Origin of the sequence: Paraburkholderia graminis C4D1M, assembly GCF_000172415.1 — a bacterium.
In the GTDB taxonomy this organism is placed as follows: Bacteria; Pseudomonadota; Gammaproteobacteria; order Burkholderiales; family Burkholderiaceae; genus Paraburkholderia; species Paraburkholderia graminis.
Genome location: NZ_ABLD01000003.1, coordinates 217616 through 237521, shown reverse-complemented (window position 1 = coordinate 237521; position 19906 = coordinate 217616). Strand labels below are relative to the sequence as shown.

At 64.0% G+C, this 19906-nt stretch carries 17 protein-coding genes; 8 read left to right on the top strand and 9 right to left on the bottom strand.

Going from position 1 to position 19906, the window contains the following annotated elements:
- Positions 1 to 2 precede the first annotated feature (2 nt).
- Positions 3 to 923: a LysR substrate-binding domain-containing protein gene (locus tag BGRAMDRAFT_RS06795; RefSeq protein ID WP_006047952.1), complete on the top strand. Its 921-nt coding sequence runs from the start codon at positions 3 to 5 to the stop codon at positions 921 to 923.
- Between the two features lie 52 nt (positions 924 to 975).
- Here BGRAMDRAFT_RS06795 and BGRAMDRAFT_RS06790 read toward each other — a convergent pair whose 3' ends face one another.
- Positions 976 to 1371 carry an acyl-CoA thioesterase gene (locus BGRAMDRAFT_RS06790; protein WP_006047951.1) on the bottom strand — a complete coding sequence of 132 codons (396 nt, stop codon included), beginning with the start codon at positions 1369 to 1371 and terminating at the stop codon, positions 976 to 978.
- A gap of 293 nt (positions 1372 to 1664) precedes the next feature.
- Here BGRAMDRAFT_RS06790 and BGRAMDRAFT_RS06785 point away from each other — a divergent pair, with 293 nt between their 5' ends.
- Positions 1665 to 3575 carry an ABCB family ABC transporter ATP-binding protein/permease gene (locus BGRAMDRAFT_RS06785; RefSeq protein WP_006047950.1) on the top strand — a complete coding sequence of 637 codons (1911 nt, stop codon included), beginning with the start codon at positions 1665 to 1667 and terminating at the stop codon, positions 3573 to 3575.
- A gap of 8 nt (positions 3576 to 3583) precedes the next feature.
- On the opposite strand, the gene murU is transcribed toward BGRAMDRAFT_RS06785, so the two are convergent.
- Positions 3584 to 4291, bottom strand: a complete 708-nt coding sequence (murU, locus tag BGRAMDRAFT_RS06780) for an N-acetylmuramate alpha-1-phosphate uridylyltransferase MurU (protein WP_006047949.1) — start codon at positions 4289 to 4291, stop codon at positions 3584 to 3586.
- Positions 4292 to 4300: 9 nt separating this feature from the next.
- A complete protein-coding gene (locus BGRAMDRAFT_RS06775; protein ID WP_006047948.1) occupies positions 4301 to 5413 on the bottom strand; it encodes an aminoglycoside phosphotransferase family protein in 1113 nt (370 codons plus the stop codon).
- 220 nt (positions 5414 to 5633) lie between these two features.
- On the opposite strand from BGRAMDRAFT_RS06775, the gene BGRAMDRAFT_RS06770 reads away from it, so the two are divergent.
- The 4 genes from BGRAMDRAFT_RS06770 (at position 5634) to rsmA (ending at position 11346) form a co-directional block, all read left to right on the top strand.
- On the top strand, positions 5634 to 8000 hold the full coding sequence (locus tag BGRAMDRAFT_RS06770; protein WP_029970463.1) for an LPS-assembly protein LptD: 2367 nt from the start codon (positions 5634 to 5636) through the stop codon (positions 7998 to 8000).
- 67 nt (positions 8001 to 8067) lie between these two features.
- Positions 8068 to 9429 (top strand): peptidylprolyl isomerase, encoded by a 1362-nt coding sequence (locus BGRAMDRAFT_RS06765; protein ID WP_006047946.1) that lies wholly within the window; start codon positions 8068 to 8070, stop codon positions 9427 to 9429.
- A 5-nt stretch (positions 9430 to 9434) separates the two neighbouring features.
- A complete protein-coding gene (pdxA, locus tag BGRAMDRAFT_RS06760; RefSeq protein ID WP_006047945.1) occupies positions 9435 to 10445 on the top strand; it encodes a 4-hydroxythreonine-4-phosphate dehydrogenase PdxA in 1011 nt (336 codons plus the stop codon).
- Positions 10446 to 10515: 70 nt separating this feature from the next.
- Entirely contained in the window at positions 10516 to 11346 is an 831-nt protein-coding gene (rsmA, locus tag BGRAMDRAFT_RS06755; RefSeq protein ID WP_006047944.1) for a 16S rRNA (adenine(1518)-N(6)/adenine(1519)-N(6))-dimethyltransferase RsmA, read from the top strand.
- A gap of 89 nt (positions 11347 to 11435) precedes the next feature.
- Here the strand turns inward: rsmA and BGRAMDRAFT_RS06750 are convergent, their stop codons facing one another.
- Entirely contained in the window at positions 11436 to 12371 is a 936-nt protein-coding gene (locus tag BGRAMDRAFT_RS06750; RefSeq protein ID WP_006047943.1) for a DMT family transporter, read from the bottom strand.
- Between the two features lie 354 nt (positions 12372 to 12725).
- Between BGRAMDRAFT_RS06750 and BGRAMDRAFT_RS06745 the strand changes: the two genes are divergently transcribed.
- Positions 12726 to 13838: a porin gene (locus BGRAMDRAFT_RS06745; RefSeq protein ID WP_006047942.1), complete on the top strand. Its 1113-nt coding sequence runs from the start codon at positions 12726 to 12728 to the stop codon at positions 13836 to 13838.
- 111 nt (positions 13839 to 13949) lie between these two features.
- Positions 13950 to 14336, top strand: coding sequence for a lactoylglutathione lyase (gene gloA, locus BGRAMDRAFT_RS06740; RefSeq protein ID WP_006047941.1), 387 nt, complete (start codon positions 13950 to 13952; stop codon positions 14334 to 14336).
- Between the two features lie 15 nt (positions 14337 to 14351).
- Here gloA and BGRAMDRAFT_RS06735 read toward each other — a convergent pair whose 3' ends face one another.
- The 5 genes from BGRAMDRAFT_RS06735 to glyQ are packed head-to-tail and all read right to left on the bottom strand — an operon-like array spanning position 14352 to position 19773.
- Complete coding sequence (locus tag BGRAMDRAFT_RS06735) at positions 14352 to 15239, bottom strand: M48 family metallopeptidase (RefSeq protein WP_006047940.1); 888 nt, start codon at positions 15237 to 15239, stop codon at positions 14352 to 14354.
- A 44-nt stretch (positions 15240 to 15283) separates the two neighbouring features.
- On the bottom strand, positions 15284 to 16042 hold the full coding sequence (locus BGRAMDRAFT_RS06730; protein WP_006047939.1) for a lysophospholipid acyltransferase family protein: 759 nt from the start codon (positions 16040 to 16042) through the stop codon (positions 15284 to 15286).
- Between the two features lie 40 nt (positions 16043 to 16082).
- Entirely contained in the window at positions 16083 to 16637 is a 555-nt protein-coding gene (gene gmhB, locus BGRAMDRAFT_RS06725) for a D-glycero-beta-D-manno-heptose 1,7-bisphosphate 7-phosphatase (RefSeq protein ID WP_006047938.1), read from the bottom strand.
- Between the two features lie 10 nt (positions 16638 to 16647).
- On the bottom strand, positions 16648 to 18750 hold the full coding sequence (gene glyS / locus BGRAMDRAFT_RS06720; protein WP_006047937.1) for a glycine--tRNA ligase subunit beta: 2103 nt from the start codon (positions 18748 to 18750) through the stop codon (positions 16648 to 16650).
- A gap of 15 nt (positions 18751 to 18765) precedes the next feature.
- On the bottom strand, positions 18766 to 19773 hold the full coding sequence (gene glyQ / locus BGRAMDRAFT_RS06715; protein WP_006047936.1) for a glycine--tRNA ligase subunit alpha: 1008 nt from the start codon (positions 19771 to 19773) through the stop codon (positions 18766 to 18768).
- Positions 19774 to 19906: the final 133 nt, after the last annotated feature.

The following is a 19906-nucleotide window of genomic DNA, read 5'->3' as shown; positions in this document are numbered from 1 at the left end:
ACATGAAACGCATTCCGCCCCTGACCGCTCTGCGCTGCTTCGAGGCCGTCGCGCGCCTCGGCGGCGTCACGCAGGCGGCCCGCGAGTTGCACGTCACGCATTCGGCGGTGAGCCAGCAGATCAAGGTACTCGAAGAGGCGATGGGCGTCGCGCTTTTCGTACGCGAGGCGCGCGGTCTGCGTCCAACCGACGAAGGCCGTCTCTACGCGCTCGAAATCCGCGCGGCGCTGCGCGACATCACGCAGGCCACGCGCCGCGTGCTCGCGCGTCCGCACGACAGCGAACTGGTGATCGCAACGTTGCCGTCGTTCGCGCAGCATTGGCTCGTGCCGCGTCTGCCGGACTTTCGCGACGCGCATCCGTATTACCGCGTTCGTCTCGTGACGAGTTTGCAGCTTGAAGATTTGCGCCACGGTGCGAGCGATGTCGGCATTCGCATGGGCCAGGGCCATTGGCCCGACGTCGCGCATCAAAAGCTATTCGACGATGAAATGATCGTGGTCGCCGCGCCGCATTTCGCGCTCGCGCCAGGTGGCCGCTTGCCGGTCACGGCCGAAGAGGTGATCGCGTGTCCGCTGATTTCGAGTCCCGACGCGCCGTGGGCCGACTGGTGCGAAGCCGCGAAGGTCGCGCAACCGGATGCCGCGCGCGTGGTGTTGTCCGCGAACGATTCGAACGTCGTGATCGGCGCGGTATTGCTCGGCCAGGGCGTTGCGCTCGAGCGGCGCAGCCTGGTCGCGCACGCGCTTGCGCGCGGCGAGCTGGTGCAGATCACGCGGGTTCGCGTGCCTTATCGCTATCCGTACTGGCTCGTGTGGCAGCAGCGCGAAACGCTCACTGCGCAGCAGGCGCATTTCGCGCAGTGGATCGAAGGACAGGTCGACGCATATCTGCGCGCGAATGCGGCGCTTGGGGATCAATAGCGCCGCGATGCGGTCAGGCGGGTTCGGCGCGTTGGGGCGGATTCGGCGCGTTTCAGTCGAGCGCGGGCAGTGCGCGCGGACGGCGGTCGCTGTCGGTGGCGACGTAGGTCAGCGTGGCCTCCGTCACTTTGACGATGTCTTCCGCGAGGCTCATACGTTGCGCGTAGACCTCGACGGAAACGGTGATGGACGTATTGCCCGTCTTCACGATGTCCGCATAAAAGCTCAGCAGATCGCCGACGAACACCGGCTGCTTGAAGAGGAACGAATTGACCGCGATGGTCGCGACTCGCCCGTTCGCGCGGCGGCTTGCCGGGATCGAGCCGGCAATGTCCACCTGCGCCATGATCCAGCCGCCGAACACGTCGCCGTGGATATTGGCGTCGGCCGGCTGCGGCATGACGCGCAGCGCGCAAGGCTTTTGCGGGAGTTGGAGAATATCGGTCATCAGTTACCCTGGAAACGCGTGTTGGTTTGATTCGCCTGGCCGGCGCGGCTCACGACGCAAGCCGCGGACATTGCCAAACAGCAGAGCCGCGCCCAACGTCCAGCCATAACGAGCCGTCTCGCCGATGAAAAGCGGCGCTAGCCGGCTTCTGCGACAATAGAACGATCAGGAATTGTACGGGAAAGCGCCCAGTCGGGTCGCGACAGGCCCCGTGCGCCGGCAGTTGGCGGCGCGCGCGTGGCGGTCGCGGCCGCTGCGAACTCCGGCATTTCCATATCTCCCCAGCCCAATCCATGCGCCGCTCGCTTCCGTCCGAACCCTCGCCGATTTCCACCCAGCCGCGCAACGACTGGCAGACGATCCTGTCTCTGCTGCCGTATCTCGCCACGTACAAATGGCGTGTCGCGTTCGCGCTGAGCTGCCTGATCGGCGCGAAGATCGCGAACCTCGGCGTGCCGATCGTGATGAAGCGGATCGTCGACAGTCTCGCGTCCGTGCAGCATCTCACGGCGCTTGGCCGCGCGCACGATTCGCCGGGCATCGTGCTGCTCGGCGGCGTCGGCTTGCTGGTGGTCGCCTATGCGGTGGTGCGGCTCTCCACGTCGCTCTTCACCGAGTTGCGCGAAATCCTCTTTTCGAAAGTCACCGAAAGCGCCGTGCGGCAACTCGCGCTCAAGGTGTTCCGGCATCTGCATGGCCTGTCGTTGCGCTTTCATCTCGAGCGGCAAACGGGCGGCATGTCGCGCGACATCGAACGCGGCACGCGCGGCATCACGCAACTCATTTCGTATTCGCTGTACAGCATTCTGCCGACGCTCGTCGAAGTCGGCCTCGTGCTCGGCTTCTTCGTCGTCAAATACGAGGCGTATTACGCCGCGGTCACGTTCGTGGCGCTGGCCGTGTACATCGTCTTCACGGTGAAGGTAACCGAGTGGCGCACGCATTTTCGCCGCACGATGAACGAGCTCGATTCGAAGGCGAACTCGCGCGCGATCGACTCCTTGCTTAACTATGAAACCGTCAAATACTTCGGCAATGAAGAGTGGGAAGCGAGCCGTTACGACGAGAACCTGAAGCGCTATCGCACCGCGGCGATCAAGTCGCAGCGCTCGCTGTCGGCGCTGAACTTCGGGCAGCAGGCGATCATCGGCACGGGGCTCGTGTTCATTCTGTGGCGCGCGACCGAAGGCGTGATGGCCGGGCGCCTCACGCTCGGCGATCTCGTGCTGATCAACACGTTCATGCTGCAGCTTTATATTCCGCTGAATTTCTTGGGCGTCGTGTATCGCGAACTGAAGCAAAGTCTCACCGACATGGACCGCATGTTCACGCTGCTCGGCGCCGCGCAGGAAGTGCCCGATGTGCCGGGCGCGCCCGCGCTGCGAGTGAGCGGCGGGCAAGTGCGTTTCGAGCACGTCAACTTTTCATACGAGCCGGCGCGGCAGATTCTGCACGATGTGAGCTTCACGATTGCGGCGGGCACCACGACGGCGGTGGTCGGGCATAGCGGCTCGGGCAAGTCGACGCTCGCGCGGCTGATGTTCCGCTTCTACGATCTGGATCGCGCGACGGGCGGCGCGATCACCATCGACGGTCAGGATATTCGCGACGTCGCGCAGGCATCGCTGCGCGCGTCGATCGGCACGGTGCCGCAGGACACGGTGCTGTTCAACGATTCGATCTACTACAACATCGCTTATGGACGGCCGTCGGCGACGCGCGACGAAGTGATCGCGGCGGCGCGCGCGGCGCATATCCACGAGTTCATCGAAGGACTGCCGAAAGGCTATGACACGCCGGTCGGCGAGCGCGGCCTGAAGCTCTCGGGCGGCGAGAAGCAGCGCGTCGCGATTGCGCGGACCATCCTCAAGAATCCGCCGATTCTACTGTTCGACGAGGCGACCTCCGCGCTCGATTCACGTTCGGAACGCGCGATCCAGCACGAGCTCGATCAGATCGCGCGCGAACGCACGACGCTGATCATCGCGCACCGGCTGTCGACGGTCGTGCACGCTCAGCAGATCATCGTGATGGACAAGGGGCGCATCGTCGAGCGCGGCACGCATGCCGAACTGTTGCGCGCAAACGGCCTGTTCGCGCAGATGTGGGCGTTGCAGCAGCAACGCGCGGCTGAGACGTCGGAAGCGGTGGAGAGTGCCGGCGCTGCGGCGATGCCTGACAGCGCGGAACTGCCGGCGCGTTGAACGCCAACTCAGCGCGACCGCAACCGCTCGTCGAGTTGCTGAAGCTGCGCCGGCGTGCCGACGTTTTCCCACAAGCCTTCGTATAACTCGCCGGTCGCAAGACCGCGTGCGATCGTTTCGCGGTAATACGGCGTGAGCGCGCGTCGCGTGCCACGCGGAAGATCGCGGAACATGCGCGTGTCATAGAGTCCGATATTGCCGAACGTGAAGCGCGGCGCGCCGTCGAGCGACAACACATCGTCCTTGAGCGCAAAGTCTCCGTTCGGATGAAACGGCGGATTCGGCACCATGACGAGATGCATGCCCGGCTCGGGCAAAGCCTTCAATGCGTCGGCGCGCGCGCTCAACCTGCTGTAATCGAAGTCCGCGTACACGTCGCCGCTCACCGCGACGAACACGTCGCTTGCATCGTTATCTTCGATCAGCGCCAGCGCCTGCACGATGCCGCCCGCCGTCTCGAGTGCTTCACGCTCCGGCGAATAGCGCAGCTCGACGTGCCAGCGCGAACCGTCGCCGAGCGCGGCTTCGATCTGCTCGCCGAGCCACGCGTGATTGATCACGATGGTTTCAAAGCCCGCGCGCGCGAGCCGTTCGATCTGCCAGACAATCAGCGGCTTGCCGCCCGCTTCGAGTAGAGGCTTCGGACACGCGTCGGTCAACGGACGCATGCGCTCGCCGCGGCCCGCGGCGAAAATCATCGCTTTCTTCAGAGGCATTGTGATTGTTCAGAACGTGTAGCCGATTTCATTCGCGCGGCCTTCGAGATCGTCGAGCAGCTTGCCGAACTGACGCAGCGGCGCATAACGTTCGGCCACCTTGCGCGCATAGCCGATGAAGCGCGGCAAGTCGTTCATGTAATGCGCCTTGCTGTCGCGGTAATTGATGCGGCAGAAGAGACCCAGCACCTTGATATGCCGTTGCAGACCCATCCATTCGATCTGCCGATAGAACTCGCCGAAATCGGGATCGACGGGCAGGCCGGCTTTCTTCGCGCGTTCCCAGTAGTACACGAAGCAATCGAGCTCGAACTCCTCGTCCCAACTGAGGAAGGCGTCGCGCAACAAGGACGCGACGTCGTAAGTGATCGGGCCGTATACCGCGTCCTGGAAGTCGAGCACGCCGGGGTTGGCCGCGCGGCTTGCTTCGCCGGCCGCGCCTGGCGCTGCGCACACCATCAGATTGCGCGGCATGAAATCGCGCAGCATGAACACTTGCGGCTGCGCCCGCGCGCTCGCGATCAGCAGCGCGAACGTGCGGTCGAGCAGGCCGCGCGTATTGTCGTCGACCTCGCGCCCCAGGTGCCTGCCGATGAACCACTCCGGCATCAGCTCCATCTCGCGGCGCAGGAACGCTTCGTCGAACGGCGGCAGCACGTCTTCGCGCGATGTCAGTTGCCAGCGGATCAGCGCGTCGAGCGCGTCGCGCATCAGCGTGCGTGCGCGGCGCGGATCGTTATCGTTTTGCGCGGCCGTGAGCGCGCCGAGGTACGACGCGGTGCCGAGATCGGTGACGAGCATCAAGCCCGCGTCGAAATCCACTTCGAGGATGCGCGGCACATGCACGTTGGCCGCTTCGAGCAACTGCGCGACCTGCACGAACTCGCGGCATTTTTCGGGCGGCGGCGCGTCGACCGCGATCAGCGTGCCGGCGTTTTCGCCTTCCGCCGCCTTACCGGCGAGCCGGAAATAGCGGCGAAAGCTCGCGTCGGACGAAGCGGGCGCGAGCGTGCTGATGTCGAGTGCATAACGGGCCGCGTGGCCTTGCAGCCAGGCCTTGAGCAGTTCGAGGCGGCTGTCGGCGGGATGGTGTGTGAAGTCTTGGGAAGGGGGCAGCGTCATGAAAACCGGCGGCAAATTCAGAGGGACAACGTCTTGCCATATAATACCCCACGACTTTTTTGACGCGACTCACGCCAGCTTTCGCGTATTCCGCTTTACCGCCCGCCTCACCGTTCGGAGATTGTAAATATTGTGTGCAGCCGACTGTCACGGTCGTGGTGTGCAGGCGGTGGATCGTGACTGCAAAAGCTGACGGACGGGCCGATTCGCCAAACGATACATGCCGCCTAGACAGCTTTCCCAAACGAATCCCTCTTGTGCCGCGATGCCGCGCAAAAGGCGGCTCGTCGCGGCGTTGATCGCCGTACCGGGCCTCGTGCCCGCGCTTGCTCACGCCCAATTGGTCGGTGAGGCGGCGCAGCCGCAGCCAATCGATCCACCGTGGGGCATGCAACTCGCTCCGCAACTCGAAGACCATGTGCTGCAGCCGGGACAGAAGCCGGCCACGTTCGTGCTCGGCGATTCGACCAACGGCACGACGGACCAGGACATGGCCGTCAAGGGCGCGGCCGAAGTGCGCCGCGGTACGGTCGTCATCAAGTCCGACGCGCTGCATTACGATCAGGACTCGGACATGGCCGACGCATACGGCCAGGTTCACATCAGCAACAACGGTACAACCTTCGCGGGGCCCGAGGCGCACATGCGCGTGGATTCGAGCGAAGGCTTCATGACCGCGCCCAAGTATCACTTCAACGTGACGGGCGGTTCGGGCAGCGCGGAGCGCGTCGATCTGCTCGACAACGAGCGCTCGGTGTTCACGAAGGGCACCTACACGGCCTGCGCGTGCGCGGATAATCCGGCGTGGTACATCAAGGGCAGCGAGTTCGATTTCGATACCGGTGCCGACGAAGGCGTGGCCTACAACAGCGTGCTGTTTTTCCAGGGCGTGCCGGTGTTCGCGTCGCCGTGGCTGTCGTTTCCGCTGTCGGGCGAGCGGCGCAGCGGTATCTTGCCGCCCACCTTCTCGCTCAGTTCGACGAACGGTTTCGAACTGTCGGTGCCGTATTACTTCAACATCGCGCCGAATCGCGATCTGACGGTCACGCCGCGGATCATTTCGAAGCGCGGCGTGCAGTTGCAAAGCACCTTCCGCTATCTGTCGCCCACGTATTCTGGCTCGATTACCGGCGAGTACCTGCCGAACGACCGGCTGACGAAGACCAACCGCTACGCGCTGTATATCCAGCACAACCAGAACTTCGGCAACGGGTTCGGCGGCTACATCTACTACAACAAGGTTTCGGACAATACGTATCCGGAAGACCTGTCGTCGTCGTCGAATCAGTTCATGAACGGCACCCAGCTCCTGTATCAGCAGGAAGCCGGGTTGACCTACAACAACGGCCCGTGGTCCGTGCTCGCGCGCGAGCAGCATTGGCAGACGCTCACGCCGTCGGTCGCGCCGTATGGCCGCGAGCCGCAGTTGAACGTGAGGTACGCGAAGTACAACGTGGGCGGCTTCGACTTCGGCGCCGAAGCGGACTACACGAATTTCCGCATCACGACCGCGGACATGACCCAGGGTCAACGGGTGATGTTCAACCCGTATATTTCGTACTCCGTGGTGGGGCCGGGTTATTTCGTCACGCCGAAGGTGCAGTGGCACTTCGCGTCGTACAACCTGAACAACATCAGCAACGACGTGCCCGCCGGCACGCCGAAGAATTTCACCGAATCGATCCCCACGCTGACGTTCGACACCGGTCTGATTTTCGACCGCTCGGTCCGGCTCTTCGGCGAGGATTACATCCAGACGCTGGAACCGCGCCTGTACTACGTGTACACGCCGTATCGCAACCAGCAGTCAGCGCCGCTCTTCGATACTGCGGAATCCGACTTCGGGCTCGCCGAAATCTTCACGCCGAACACGTTCGTCGGCAACGACCGTATCGCGGATGCAAACCGCCTGACCGCGGCCCTCACCACGCGCTTCATCAACCCGGCAACGGGCGACGAACGCGCGCGCTTCGTGATCGCGCAGCAGTACTATTTCCGCGATCAGCGCGTCACGCTGACGCCGACGCAGACGAGCACGCAGGCCACCCATTCCGACCTGATCGTGGGCGCGTCGCTCAAGCTCGGGGCCGGTTTCGCGTCGGAAACTGCGTTCCAATATAATGCCGACAACAACCAGCTGGTCAAGACGAGCGTCGGCTTCGGATTCAGTCCGGCAACCGGCAAGGTGCTCAACGTCGCGTATCGGTACACGCGCGCGAACACCACGCTCGACAACGAGCCTATCAACCAGGTGCTGGTGTCGGGGCAATGGCCGCTGGCGCATCGGGTGTTCGGTGTCGGGCGCTTCAATTACGATCTGGGCGGACATCGCATCGTCGACGGACTCGTTGGTCTGCAGTACGACGCCGATTGCTGGACGCTCGGCGCGGGTCTTCAGCGCTACGCAAACGGGCTGAATACGTCGGGGCAGCACCAGTCGAGCACGCGCTTTCTCGCGCAGTTGACGTTCAAGGGCTTGTCGAGCGTCGACAACGGGCTGATTGCCGCGTTCCGCAGCAGCGTGGCGGGCTATACGCCGCTGCCGCCACCGCCGCCGCCGGAGTCGCGGTTCATCAATTACGAATGACGCTCGCCCGGTCGTTCATCGAATGCGAAAAGACGGGCCAGGCGTGCCCGACATCATTGGAGTATCTGTGGCAATCATGAAAAAGCTTCGCTTGGCAACGCTCGCGGCAGGTCTCGCCGCCGTGGCGTCTTTCCTGTCGGTGGCGCCGGTGCACGCGCAGGCGCTTGCCGGCAACCGCGGCCAGACGGTCGACACGATCGCCGCAGTGGTCAACAACGGTGTCATCACGCGGCGTGAACTCGAAGAACGCGTGAGCCTCATCACGCGCCGCCTGAACCAGCAAAACGCGCCGATCCCGCCGGCCGACCAGTTGCGTCAGCAGGTGCTCAACCAGATGGTGCTGGAACGCATCCAGTTGCAGAAGGCGAAGGAAGACGGCATCAATATCGACGACGCAGCCGTGCAGAAAACGCTGGAGCGGCTCGCGCAGGCGAACAACCTCTCGCTCGACGTCTACCGCGCGCGTATCGAGGCGCAAGGCGTGCCCTGGACCACGTTCACGAGCGACGCGCGTACCGAACTGACGCTCTCGCGTCTGCGTGAGAAGGAAGTAGACAGCAAGGTCACGGTGTCGGACGCGGAAGTCGCGAACTACATCGCAAGTCAGCGCGGCCCGAACGCGGGCGCGACGAGCGACCTGCACCTGGAGCACATTCTGCTGAAGGCGCCGCTGAACGCGCCGCAACCCGATATCGAGGCGGCTCAGAAGAAGGCCGAGGCATTGCTCGCCGAAGCGAAGGGCGGCGCCAACTTCGAAAAGCTCGCGAAGTCGAATTCGCAGGCGCCGGATGCGTCGAAGGGCGGCGACATGGGCTACGCGGCGCCGTCGAAGCTGCCGCCGGAGTTCGTCAAGGCGGCGTCGGCACTGCGTCCGGGCCAGGTTAATCCGGAAGTGATCCGCACCAGCGACGGCTTCGAGGTCGTGCGTCTCGTCGATCGCCGCGCCGGTCAGGGCACGAGTTCGGATGCGCCCAAGCTCGTGCAAACGCATGTGCGCCACATTCTGCTGCGCGTCGGCGACGGCATGTCGGAGCCGCAAGCGCGTCAGAAGCTGCTCGAAATCAGGAAGGAAATCGCCGCGGGCGGCGACTTCTCGAAGTTCGCCAGCACCTATTCGCAAGACGGTTCGTCGTCGCAAGGCGGCGACCTGGGCTGGATCAGCCCCGGCGAGACGGTGCCCGAATTCGAGCGCGCGATGAACTCGCTGCAGGACGGCCAGATCAGCGACCCGGTGCGCAGCGAATACGGCTATCACCTGATTCAGGTGCTGGAGCGCCGCGAAGCGCAAGGCTCGATTGCACAGCAAATGGATCTTGCGCGCCAGGCGATCGGTCAGCGCAAGGCCGAACAGGCTTACGCCGACTGGCTGCGCGAACTGCGCGATACTGCGTACGTCGAAGTCAAGCCTGATCTGTCGAGCATTCGGTAATCGTCATGAACACCGCCGCCCAGTCCGCCAGCTTGCCGTTGCAGATCGCGATCACGACCGGCGAGCCGGCCGGCGTCGGTCCCGAACTGACGGCGCAGGCGCTCGCGGGCGCGGCGGCGCATTGGCCCGGCGCACAGTTCACGGTGCTGGGCGATTCGGCGCTGCTCGCCGAACGCGCGCGCGCAGTGGGTGTCGACTGGAGCGCGCTCGCCGCGCGGGCGGGGCGCATTAGCGTGCAGCATCGGCCGCTCGGCGCGCCGGCGGTCGCGGGCAAACTGAACGCGGCCAATGGGCGCTACGTGCTCGATCTGCTGGACAGCGCAATCGACGGCGCAATGGCCGGCACCTTCGATGCGATCGTCACCGCGCCGCTGCAAAAGAGCACGATTAACGACGCCGGCGTGCCCTTTACCGGCCATACCGAATATCTCGCCGAGCGCACGCACACGCCGCGCGTGGTGATGATGCTGGCGGGCACCGGCAAGCGTCCGTTGCGGGTCGCGCTCGCGACCACGCATCTGCCGCTGAAAGACGTTTCCGCCGCGTTGACGCAGCAAGGTCTCGTCGAGACGTTGCGCATTGTCGATCACGACTTGCGGCATCACTTCGGCTTGCCCGCGCCGCGCATTCTCGTGACCGGGCTCAATCCGCATGCAGGCGAAAACGGCTATCTCGGGCGCGAGGAAATCGACGTGATCTCGCCCGCGCTGAAACTCGCGAACGGTGAAGGCATCGACGCGCGCGGTCCTTATCCTGCCGACACGCTGTTTCAGCCGCGTTATCTGGACGAAGCCGACTGCGTGCTCGCCATGTTCCACGATCAGGGCTTGCCGGTACTGAAGTACGCGACGTTCGGCGAAGGCATCAACATCACGCTCGGCTTGCCGATTATCCGCACGTCGGTCGATCACGGCACCGCGCTCGATCTGGCCGGCACCGGCCGCGCCGACGCGGGCAGCCTGATCGCCGCCATCGACACAGCGGTGTCCATGGCGCAACATCGCCGCGCGGGCTGATTCAACGCTGCCGCGGCAGCCTCGCGCGTCGTCTCTTTTCAAGCAGTGTTCTTTCTTTAGCGTTTCTTCGATGTCCACCAGCAGACAGCAGCAGGGCCGCCACCAAGGTCATATCGCGCGCAAGCGTTTCGGGCAGAACTTTCTGGTCGACATGGGCGTGATCGATTCGATCGTCGACGTGATCCGGCCGCAACGCGGCGAGCGCATGGTCGAAATCGGGCCGGGACTCGGCGCGCTGACCGAGCCGCTGATCGAGCGTCTCGCCACGCCCGAGGCGCCGCTGCATGCCGTCGAGCTGGACCGCGATCTGATCGGGCGTCTGAAGAACAAGTTCGGCGAGCTGCTCGAACTGCATGCGGGCGATGCGCTCGCGTTCGACTTCGGCTCGCTGGCCGCGCCTGGCGACGCGCCGTCGCTGCGCATTGTTGGCAATCTGCCGTACAACATTTCGAGCCCGCTGCTGTTTCATCTCGTGTCGTTCGCGCCTCGCGTGATCGATCAGCACTTCATGCTGCAAAACGAGGTGGTGGAGCGGATGGTGGCCGAGCCGGGCACGAAGGCGTTCAGCCGTCTTTCGGTGATGCTGCAATATCGCTATGTGATCGACAAGCAGCTCGACGTGCCGCCCGAGGCGTTCCAGCCGCCGCCGAAAGTCGATTCCGCGATCGTGCGAATGATTCCATATGCGCCGCACGAACTCACGCCCGTGGACGAGCGCGTGCTCGGCGAGGTGGTCACCGCTGCCTTCTCGCAGCGGCGCAAGATGCTGCGCAACACGCTGGCTGCGTTCCGCGATCGCGTCGACTTCGAGGCGATCGGCTTCGACCTGCAACGCCGCGCCGAAGATGTGCCGGTCGCCGAATATGTGCGCGTCGCGCAGATCGTGGCGGCCAGGGCCTGATACGCGGCTCAGTGGCGGCCTGGCTTTGCGACGGACGCCTCGCCGCTTTTATAGCCGGCATATAGCGAGCGTATAGCGGATAGTGCGCGCTACGCTCCCGCCCGTTTCCCCGGCGCATTGACGAGCGCGATACCGGTCAGCACGACCGCCGCGGCCATCAGAAAACGCAAGCTGAACGACTCGCCGAGCAGCAGCACGCCGAAGGTCACGCCAAAGAGCGGCGTCAGAAACGAGAACACCGACAGCCGCGACGCGACATAGCGCGTGAGCAGCCAGAACCACACCAGATAGCTGACGAACGCGACTACCACCGCCTGATACGCGAGGCTCGCGACCGCGAGCGGCGTGACCGTGTCGACATGCGCCTCGCCGAGCGCCAGCGCCATCACGAGCAGGACCACGGCCGACACAGTCAGTTGATAGAAGAGCGTCTTGCTCGCGCTCGACTGCGCGAGCCGCGTGGCGCGCACCACGACGGTCGTCGCGGCCCACGCGACGCCTGCCAGCACGCCGAGCGCGTCGCCGGCCACCGCGGCCAGTGACGAGCCGCTCGCCGTGGCGCCATGCAGGAAGCCATCCGCGAAAGCCAGCGCGATGCCCGCGAACGCGACGACAATGCCGATCCATTGGATGCGCCGCATCCGCTCGCCGTCGACGAACCAATGCAGCCCGAGCGCCGTAAAGCACGGCGCGGTGTACAGAAAGACCGCCATGCGCGACGCGCTGGTCAGCGTCAGCCCGAGGAAGATGCACACGAATTCGGCGGCGAACAGGACGCCCGCCAGCAGACCTGCGGCGAGCGTGCCGTCGTCGCGAAAGAGCGGCGTGCCGCGCGAGCGAGCCCAGCCCCACACGAGCAACGCCGCGATGGTCGAGCGCAAGCCTGCCTGAAATAGCGGCGGCAACGCGGCGTTGGTGCTTTTGATGGCGACTTGCTGGAAGCCCCAGATCGCGCACAAGCCGACCATCAGCAGGACGGCGAAGCCATCGGGGGCGCGGCGCGCGGGCAGGGCGGTGGTGCTCATGGGCGATGTCGTGAGAGGAAGGCAAGACGGTTGAACGGCGCAGCACGTACCATATCAAACCCGCCGGCCCGCCCGGCCGATGCCCCCACCGCCTACGCGTGCTTCCTATAACTCGCAAGTCCTTTTGCTGATTTTGCGCAACGCCCGCGCAACACCTCGCGCAACACCTATTTCTTACCGTCGTTATTTCGCGCTAAGGTTCGACGACAGCGCCGTGAGCACTGCCTGTCAGTACGTTAGTGCGCACTGTGTCGCCGATTCCGGGCTTCTGTAGGAAGCCGACCTCGCGGACGCTGCGCCGCGTCAGCAGTCAAACTCTATCCGCGCAAAGCGGAGCCGATACGAGGAAACGACATGATGACCCTCAGCAGAGGCGCGGCCGTTGTCACGTTGATGTCGCTCGGCTGTCCGGCCGCGCACGCCCAATCGAGCGTGACGCTGTACGGCGTGGTCGACGAGAGCGTGCGCTATCTGACGCATGCCAACAAGGCCGGCGATTCGTCGCTCGGACTCGGCACCGGCGGCATGACGCAAAGCCGCTGGGGGCTCAAGGGCGTCGAGGATCTGGGCGGCGGCTGGTCGACCTTCTTCAAGCTCGAGAACCGCATCTACATCAACAGCGGGCAGAGCGACCCGACCTTGCCGTTCTTCAACGAAGCGCAGATCGGTGTGCGGTCCACTTCCTACGGCCAGGTGATTTTCGGCCGTCAGTACAACGTGATGATTGAAGGCATCACGGTAGGCGGCTACGGCAGCAATCCGTGGATTCCGTACGATTTCAGCTTTCAGCCCGAAGTGACGATGACGGGCGGCATCTGGACCAGCAACCAGGTGCAGTATCAGGCGAAGTACAACGGACTCACCTTTGCAGCGGGCTACGCGTTCGGCGGCAATGCCGGCAACTCGTACGGCAGCCAGATCGGCGCGGCGGCGGCCTATGCGCCGGCGGGAGGACCGTTCACCGTCGGCGGCGCGTATGAGGAGTCGAAAGACTCGGTCAACGGCGCGTCGGCGAAAGCGTGGACATTCGGCGGCTCGTACACGTGGGACAAGACGCGCTTTTCGCTCGGCTATATCGTCAATCGGGCCGACGCCGGTTTCTCCACGTTCGCCAACGGACCGTTTTCCGCCGCCTCGCTGACCGCGCTCAAGTACACCGACTTCTCGCGACGGCGCATGTTCATGGGCGGCATCACGCAGCAGATCGGCAACGCGTGGCATGTGGCGGCGAATGTCTGGCGGACCTTGCAGGACGGCAAAACTCCCGCGAAAGACGGCTCGGCGTGGCAATACCAGCTCGTCGCCGACTACAACCTGTCGAAGCGCACGGACGTCTACGTCGAAGGCGATTATTCGCTGTATCGCGGCGACCTGATCGGCGCGCAATTGCAGGGCGTGAATGCCGTGGGCCTCGCGCAGAAAGGCTCGCAAATCGGCTTGATGGCGGGGCTGCGGCATCAGTTCTGAAGCGTTGCGAAGCGCGTTTCACACGTCGATTGCGAGCATTGCGTCCGCTGCAACGGCGGGCGATTCCGGGTACATTGACGGTCTCGACGTCAAAGCAACAGGGAGTACACGATGCGCCTGCTTCACACCATGCTCCGGGTCGGCGACCTGGACCGTTCGATCGCGTTTTACACCGAACTGCTCGGCATGAAGTTACTGCGCCGCGACGATTATCCGGATGGCAAGTTCACGCTGGCGTTCGTCGGCTACACGGATGAGCGCGACGGCACCGTCATCGAATTGACGCATAACTGGGACACGCCGTCCTATGACCTCGGCAACGGTTTCGGCCATCTCGCCGTGGAAGTGGAAGACGCCTACGCCGCCTGCGAAAAAATCAAGGCGCAAGGCGGCACGGTCGTGCGTGAAGCGGGCCCGATGAAACACGGCACGACCGTGATCGCATTCGTGACCGATCCGGACGGCTACAAGATCGAATTCATCCAGAAGAAGAAGTAACGCGAGCCACGGGCCTTAAAGCGTCGGCAGCAATTCAGGCGGATGCGACTTGAGCGTCTGCCGCGCTTCGCGGAATTCCGGGAAGATCGATTCGACCGTTTGCCAGAAGCGCGGGCTGTGGTTCATTTCGCGCAGATGCGCGAGTTCGTGCGCAACCACGTAATCGATAATCGAAAGCGGGAAGTGAATCAGCCGCCAGTTCAGGCGAATCTTGCCGTCGCTCGAACAACTGCCCCAGCGCGTGGCCGCTGACGAAAGCGCGTACGCGCGATAGTTGACGCCCAGCTTCTCCGCGTAAATTGCAAGGCGCTCGCCGAACACACGCTTCGCTTCGCCCTGCAACCAGCCTTGCACGCGGTCCTTGATCTGCTGCGGATCGGCTTGCAAAGGCAGCGGCACTTGCAGCGCGGAATCTTCCGCGCTGAACGCGAGCGTGCCTTGCGGCGAGCCGAGCCTCACATGTACCGGCTGACCGAGATAGGGCACTTGCGCACCGTCTTTCCAGTCGACCTTCGGCAACGCGCGCTGTTCGACGCGCGTTTGCCATTCGATCAGCTTCGTGAAAATCCAGCGCTGCTTCTCGGTGATCGCGGTTTCGATATCGGCGAGCGTGACCCAGCGCGGCGCCGTGATCGTGAGGCCGGTGCTGTCGATGGCAAAGCCAATCGAGCGGCGCGCCGAACGCTTGAGCGCGTAATGCAGCGTGCGTGAGCCGATCACCAGTTTGCGCAGCTTGCTGCCGTCGGGTGCAAGCGGGACAGCGGGCTGCTGCCCGTGAGGCGTCGCGGTAGGTGCGGACGGCGAAGGAGACGACGACGTCGAACCCGGCTCGGCGAAGAGCGGGAGATCGAGTTGCCGGTTATCGAGCGCCGCGGCGGGCTGCGGCGTAGGAGACTTCTGCATCGGATTCGGCTTCGCGCAAGTACGCCTTCGAGGGCGTGGGCGCGTCAGATTGGTGCGGCGGCGGAACTGCTATCCGCCGCGCGATACGCAGTGGGATCGATGCGACGCATTTCAGCTTCGATCCACTGTTCGACGCGCGTGTTCACTTCATCGGGCGTGAGCCCCGTGGTGTCGATCGGCTTGCCGATTGACACTGTGACTATACCCGCATATTTGAGAAACGAGTTGCGAGGCCACACGCGTCCGGCGTTGTGCGCGATCGGCACGACGGGCGCGCCGGTGGCGATCGCGAAGCGCGCGCCGCCGGTCTTGTACTTGCCCTGCTTGCCGGTCGGCGTGCGCGTGCCTTCCGGAAACATGATGACCCATGCGCCTTCCGCCATGCGCGCCTTGCCTTGCCGGATGACCGACTCGAACGCGTACTTGCCTTCCTTGCGGTCGATGTGAACCATCTTCAGGAGACCGAGCGCCCAGCCGAAAAACGGCACGTACAGCAGCTCGCGCTTGAACACATAGCACAGCGGCCGCGGCATCAATGCGGGAAACGCGAGCGTCTCCCATGCCGATTGATGCTTCGACAGCAGCACGGCCGGACCGTTGGGCAGGTTCTCCATGCCTTCGAGCGTGTAGCGGATGCCGGTCAGCCAGCGAGCGACGATGACCGTGACACGGCACCAGCCCGCTGCCATCCAGTAGCGCTTGTCGGCGCGCATGAACGGAAACGCGATGAAGCACGCGGTCGCGTAGGGCACCGTGAATACGACGAAGTAGATCAGCAGCAGCAAGGAACGAATGAAGCGCATCGGCGTGGTCTGTGAGGGTTGGGGACGCGCGACGTGCGCGTCACTCTTGAGCGTCGGCGAGGAAGTCGAGCACGAACGCGCGCAGATCGTCGTGGACCGTGGTGCCTTCCGGCAGTCCGCCGGCCGCGAGCGTTTTGCGGCCCTTGCCAGTCAGCACCAGATGAACCGGATGGCCGAGCGACGCGCCCGCTTGCAGATCGCGCATCGCGTCGCCGACTACCGGCGTGTTCTCGGGGGCGACCTCGAAACGCTCGTTGATCATCTTCAGCATGCCGGCTTTCGGCTTGCGGCATTCGCAGTGATCTTCCGCCGTGTGCGGGCAGAAGAACACAGCGTCGATACGCCCGCCGACCGAAGCCGCCATGCGATGCATCTTCAGATGCATCGCGTTGAGCGCGTTCATGTCGAACAGACCACGGCCGATGCCCGACTGGTTCGTCGCGATCGCCACGCGATAGCCCGCCTGGCTCAGACGCGCGATGGCTTCGAGCGAGCCCGGCAGCGCGACCCACTCGTCCGGCGACTTGATGAACGCGTCGGAATCGACGTTGATCACGCCGTCGCGGTCGAGAATGACTACTTTCTTGGTCGGCATGGCGTGCGGCTCAGGCGGCGAGCCGGGAAATGTCCGCGACGCAATTCATCTGCTGATGCAGCGCGCCGAGCAGGGCCAGGCGGTTTGCACGCAGCGACGGATCTTCCGCGTTGACCATCACGTCGTTAAAGAAAGTGTCGACCGGTTCGCGCAGTGCGGCGAGCGCAGTCAGCGCGCCCGTGTAGTCGCGTGCGGCGAGTTGCGACTGCACGCGCGGCGCAACCTGTTCGAGCTGTGCATGCAGCGCTTTTTCCGCCGCTTCCACTAACAACGCTGGCTGCACGCCGCCGCTCGCGCTAGCGTTTTCCGACTTCTTCAGAATGTTCGAGATGCGCTTGTTGGCTGCCGCGAGCGATGCCGCTTCGGGCAACGCCGCAAATTCTCGCACGGCATCGAGACGCGCGACGATGTCGTCGAGGCGCGTCGGATTGAGCGCGAGCACCGCGTCGATTTCGCCCGGCGCGTGGCCGCGTTCGCGCAGCAAACCGCGCAGACGATCCATGCTGAAGTCGTAAATGGCTTGCGTCGAATCGGCGACGTTCGGCACCGCGGCGAACTGCGCGTAAGCGGTGCGCAGCAGTTCGACGAAGTCCACGGCCAGTTGCTTTTCGACCAGGATGCGCAGCACGCCGAGCGCATGACGGCGCAGCGCGAACGGGTCTTTTTCGCCGGTGGGTTGCAGGCCGATGCCCCAGATGCCGACGAGCGTTTCGAGCTTGTCGGCGAGCGCGACGACCGTACCGGTCGCTGTGCCCGGCAACGCGTCGCCCGAAAAACGCGGCTGATAGTGTTCCGAGCACGCGAGCGCGACTTCTTCCGGCTCGCCGTCGTGGCGCGCGTAGTACGTGCCCATCGTGCCTTGCAGCTCGGGGAATTCGCCGACCATGTCGGTGATCAAATCCGCCTTCGCGAGACGCGCGGCACGTTTGGCGAGCGCGACGTCGGCGCCGATCAACGCGGCGATCGCGCCGGCCAGCGCTTCGACACGCTCCATGCGTTGCAGCGCCGAGCCGAGCTTGTTGTGATACACGACGTTCGCGAGCAACGGCACGCGATCGGCGAGCGGCTTCTTCTTGTCCTGCTCGAAGAAGAACTTCGCGTCGGCAAGACGCGGACGCACCACACGTTCATTGCCTTCGATAATGTCGCCCGGCGTGGCCGTTTCAATGTTCGACACGATCAGGAAGCGCGAACGCAGCTTGCCGTTTGCATCGGTCAGCGCGAAGTATTTCTGATTCGTCTGCATCGTGAGGATCAGACATTCCTGCGGCACTTGCAGGAACTCGTCCTCGAAACGGCATGCGTAGACCACCGGCCATTCGACCAGCGACGTCACTTCATCGAGCAGCGATTCGGGCATCACGACCTGGTCGCCGTCAGCGTGCGCGAGCAGATGCGTGCGGATCGTTTCCTTGCGATCAGCGAAGTTCGGGACCACGCGGCCTTTGTGCATCAGCGTGTCCGCGTAGGAATCGGCGTGCTGGATCTGCACGAAACCTTCGGACAGGAAGCGATGGCCGAGCGTAGTGTCGTCGGCGTCGATGCCGAGCGCACTGACCGGCACCACCTGGTCGCCATGCAGCGCGGTCAGGCGATGCGCCGGACGCACGAACTGCACGTTCGAGCCGTCGGGACGCTGATACGTCATCACCTTCGGAATGGGCAGCTTGCTGAGCGTTTCGTCGAGCGCGGCTTGCAAGCCTTCCGCGAGCGTCGCACCCGGCGCGGCATAGCGCAGGAAGAAGGCTTCGGCCTTGCCGTCTTGCGCGCGTTCGAGGTCGCTGATGGAAAAATCGGGGAAGCCGAGCGCGGCCAGTTTCTTCGCGAGCGGCGCGGTGGGCTGGCCGTCTTTATCGAGCGCGACGGAAACCGGCAGCACTTTTTCGCGAACGTGTTTTTCCGGCGCGACCGTGCGCACGTTTTTCACCGTGACCGCGAGGCGGCGCGGCGTCGCGTAACGTTCGAACGACAGTTGGCCTTCGATCAGATCGCGCCCGGCGAGGCGTTCCGCGATGCCTTCGGCAAAAGCGTCGCCGAGACGGGCGAGCGCCTTGGGCGGCAGTTCCTCGGTCAGCAGTTCGACCAGCAGGGTAGCTTGATGGGATTGAGTCATTTCTTGATGTTCTCGTCAGTCCTGGTCGATCTTGCGTTCGACTTTCAGCGGCGGCGCCCACGCCGGCATGGCGGCGTCCTGCTCGTCGGTCGTGAGGCCGGGCACGCCGTGCACCGGATTGCCGAGCATCGGGAAGCCGAGCTTCTCGCGCGAATCGTAATAAGCCTGCGCGACAAGACGCGACAGCGCGCGAATCCGGCCGATGTAGGCCGCGCGCTCCGTGACCGAAATCGCGCCGCGCGCGTCGAGCAGGTTGAACGTGTGGCCGGCCTTCAGCACGAGTTCATAGGCGGGCAATGCGATCTGCGCTTCGATCATGCGCTTCGCTTCCGCCTCGTAGCTGTTGAAGAACGTGAACAGCAGATCGACGTTCGCGTGCTCGAAGTTGTACGTGGACTGTTCGACTTCGTTCTGGTGGTACACGTCGCCGTAGGTCAGGCGCCGCGTTTCCGGGCCGTTCGGGCCTTGCTCTTCCCACTCGGTCCAGATGAGGTCGTAGACGTTCTCGACCTTTTGCAGATACATCGCGAGACGCTCGAGGCCGTAGGTGATTTCGCCGAGCACCGGCTTGCAATCCAGACCGCCGACCTGCTGGAAGTACGTGAACTGCGTCACTTCCATGCCGTTCAGCCACACTTCCCAGCCGAGGCCCCAGGCGCCGAGCGTGGGATTTTCCCAGTCGTCTTCGACAAAGCGCACGTCGTTCTGCTTCAGATCGAAGCCGAGCGCTTCGAGCGAGCCGAGATACAGATCGAGGATATTTTCCGGCGCCGGCTTCAGCACGACCTGGTATTGGTAGTAATGCTGCAGACGGTTCGGATTCTCGCCATAGCGGCCGTCTTTCGGGCGGCGCGACGGCTGCACGTACGCGGCGCGCCACGGCTCAGGGCCGATCGCGCGCAGGAAGGTGTGGACGTGCGAGGTGCCCGCGCCGACTTCCATGTCGATCGGCTGGAGCAACGCGCAACCCTGCTTATCCCAATAGGACTGCAGTGTCAGGATGATTTGCTGAAACGTGAGCATGAAGTGCCTTTCGGGCATGGGGCCGCGCCGCGGGCGCGTGAGCGCGCGGGGCGGCCGTGGAGCGAAGTGCTAAACCGGAGATTTTAACGGAAAGGCGGGGGGGTGTCCGTTTTGGGAGGGGGAGCGGCTCTCG

Excerpts from the sequence above, each read along its gene's own strand:
- BGRAMDRAFT_RS06795 (WP_006047952.1), top strand. The coding sequence starts at position 3 with ATGAAACGCATTCCGCCCCTGACCGCTCTGCGCTGCTTCGAGGCCGTC.
- BGRAMDRAFT_RS06790 (WP_006047951.1), bottom strand. The coding sequence starts at position 1,371 with ATGACCGATATTCTCCAACTCCCGCAAAAGCCTTGCGCGCTGCGCGTC.
- BGRAMDRAFT_RS06785 (WP_006047950.1), top strand. The coding sequence starts at position 1,665 with ATGCGCCGCTCGCTTCCGTCCGAACCCTCGCCGATTTCCACCCAGCCG.
- murU (WP_006047949.1), bottom strand. The coding sequence starts at position 4,291 with ATGCCTCTGAAGAAAGCGATGATTTTCGCCGCGGGCCGCGGCGAGCGC.
- BGRAMDRAFT_RS06775 (WP_006047948.1), bottom strand. The coding sequence starts at position 5,413 with ATGACGCTGCCCCCTTCCCAAGACTTCACACACCATCCCGCCGACAGC.
- BGRAMDRAFT_RS06770 (WP_029970463.1), top strand. The coding sequence starts at position 5,634 with ATGCCGCCTAGACAGCTTTCCCAAACGAATCCCTCTTGTGCCGCGATG.
- pdxA (WP_006047945.1), top strand. The coding sequence starts at position 9,435 with ATGAACACCGCCGCCCAGTCCGCCAGCTTGCCGTTGCAGATCGCGATC.
- rsmA (WP_006047944.1), top strand. The coding sequence starts at position 10,516 with ATGTCCACCAGCAGACAGCAGCAGGGCCGCCACCAAGGTCATATCGCG.
- BGRAMDRAFT_RS06750 (WP_006047943.1), bottom strand. The coding sequence starts at position 12,371 with ATGAGCACCACCGCCCTGCCCGCGCGCCGCGCCCCCGATGGCTTCGCC.
- BGRAMDRAFT_RS06745 (WP_006047942.1), top strand. The coding sequence starts at position 12,726 with ATGATGACCCTCAGCAGAGGCGCGGCCGTTGTCACGTTGATGTCGCTC.
- gloA (WP_006047941.1), top strand. The coding sequence starts at position 13,950 with ATGCGCCTGCTTCACACCATGCTCCGGGTCGGCGACCTGGACCGTTCG.
- BGRAMDRAFT_RS06735 (WP_006047940.1), bottom strand. The coding sequence starts at position 15,239 with ATGCAGAAGTCTCCTACGCCGCAGCCCGCCGCGGCGCTCGATAACCGG.
- BGRAMDRAFT_RS06730 (WP_006047939.1), bottom strand. The coding sequence starts at position 16,042 with ATGCGCTTCATTCGTTCCTTGCTGCTGCTGATCTACTTCGTCGTATTC.
- gmhB (WP_006047938.1), bottom strand. The coding sequence starts at position 16,637 with ATGCCGACCAAGAAAGTAGTCATTCTCGACCGCGACGGCGTGATCAAC.
- glyS (WP_006047937.1), bottom strand. The coding sequence starts at position 18,750 with ATGACTCAATCCCATCAAGCTACCCTGCTGGTCGAACTGCTGACCGAG.
- glyQ (WP_006047936.1), bottom strand. The coding sequence starts at position 19,773 with ATGCTCACGTTTCAGCAAATCATCCTGACACTGCAGTCCTATTGGGAT.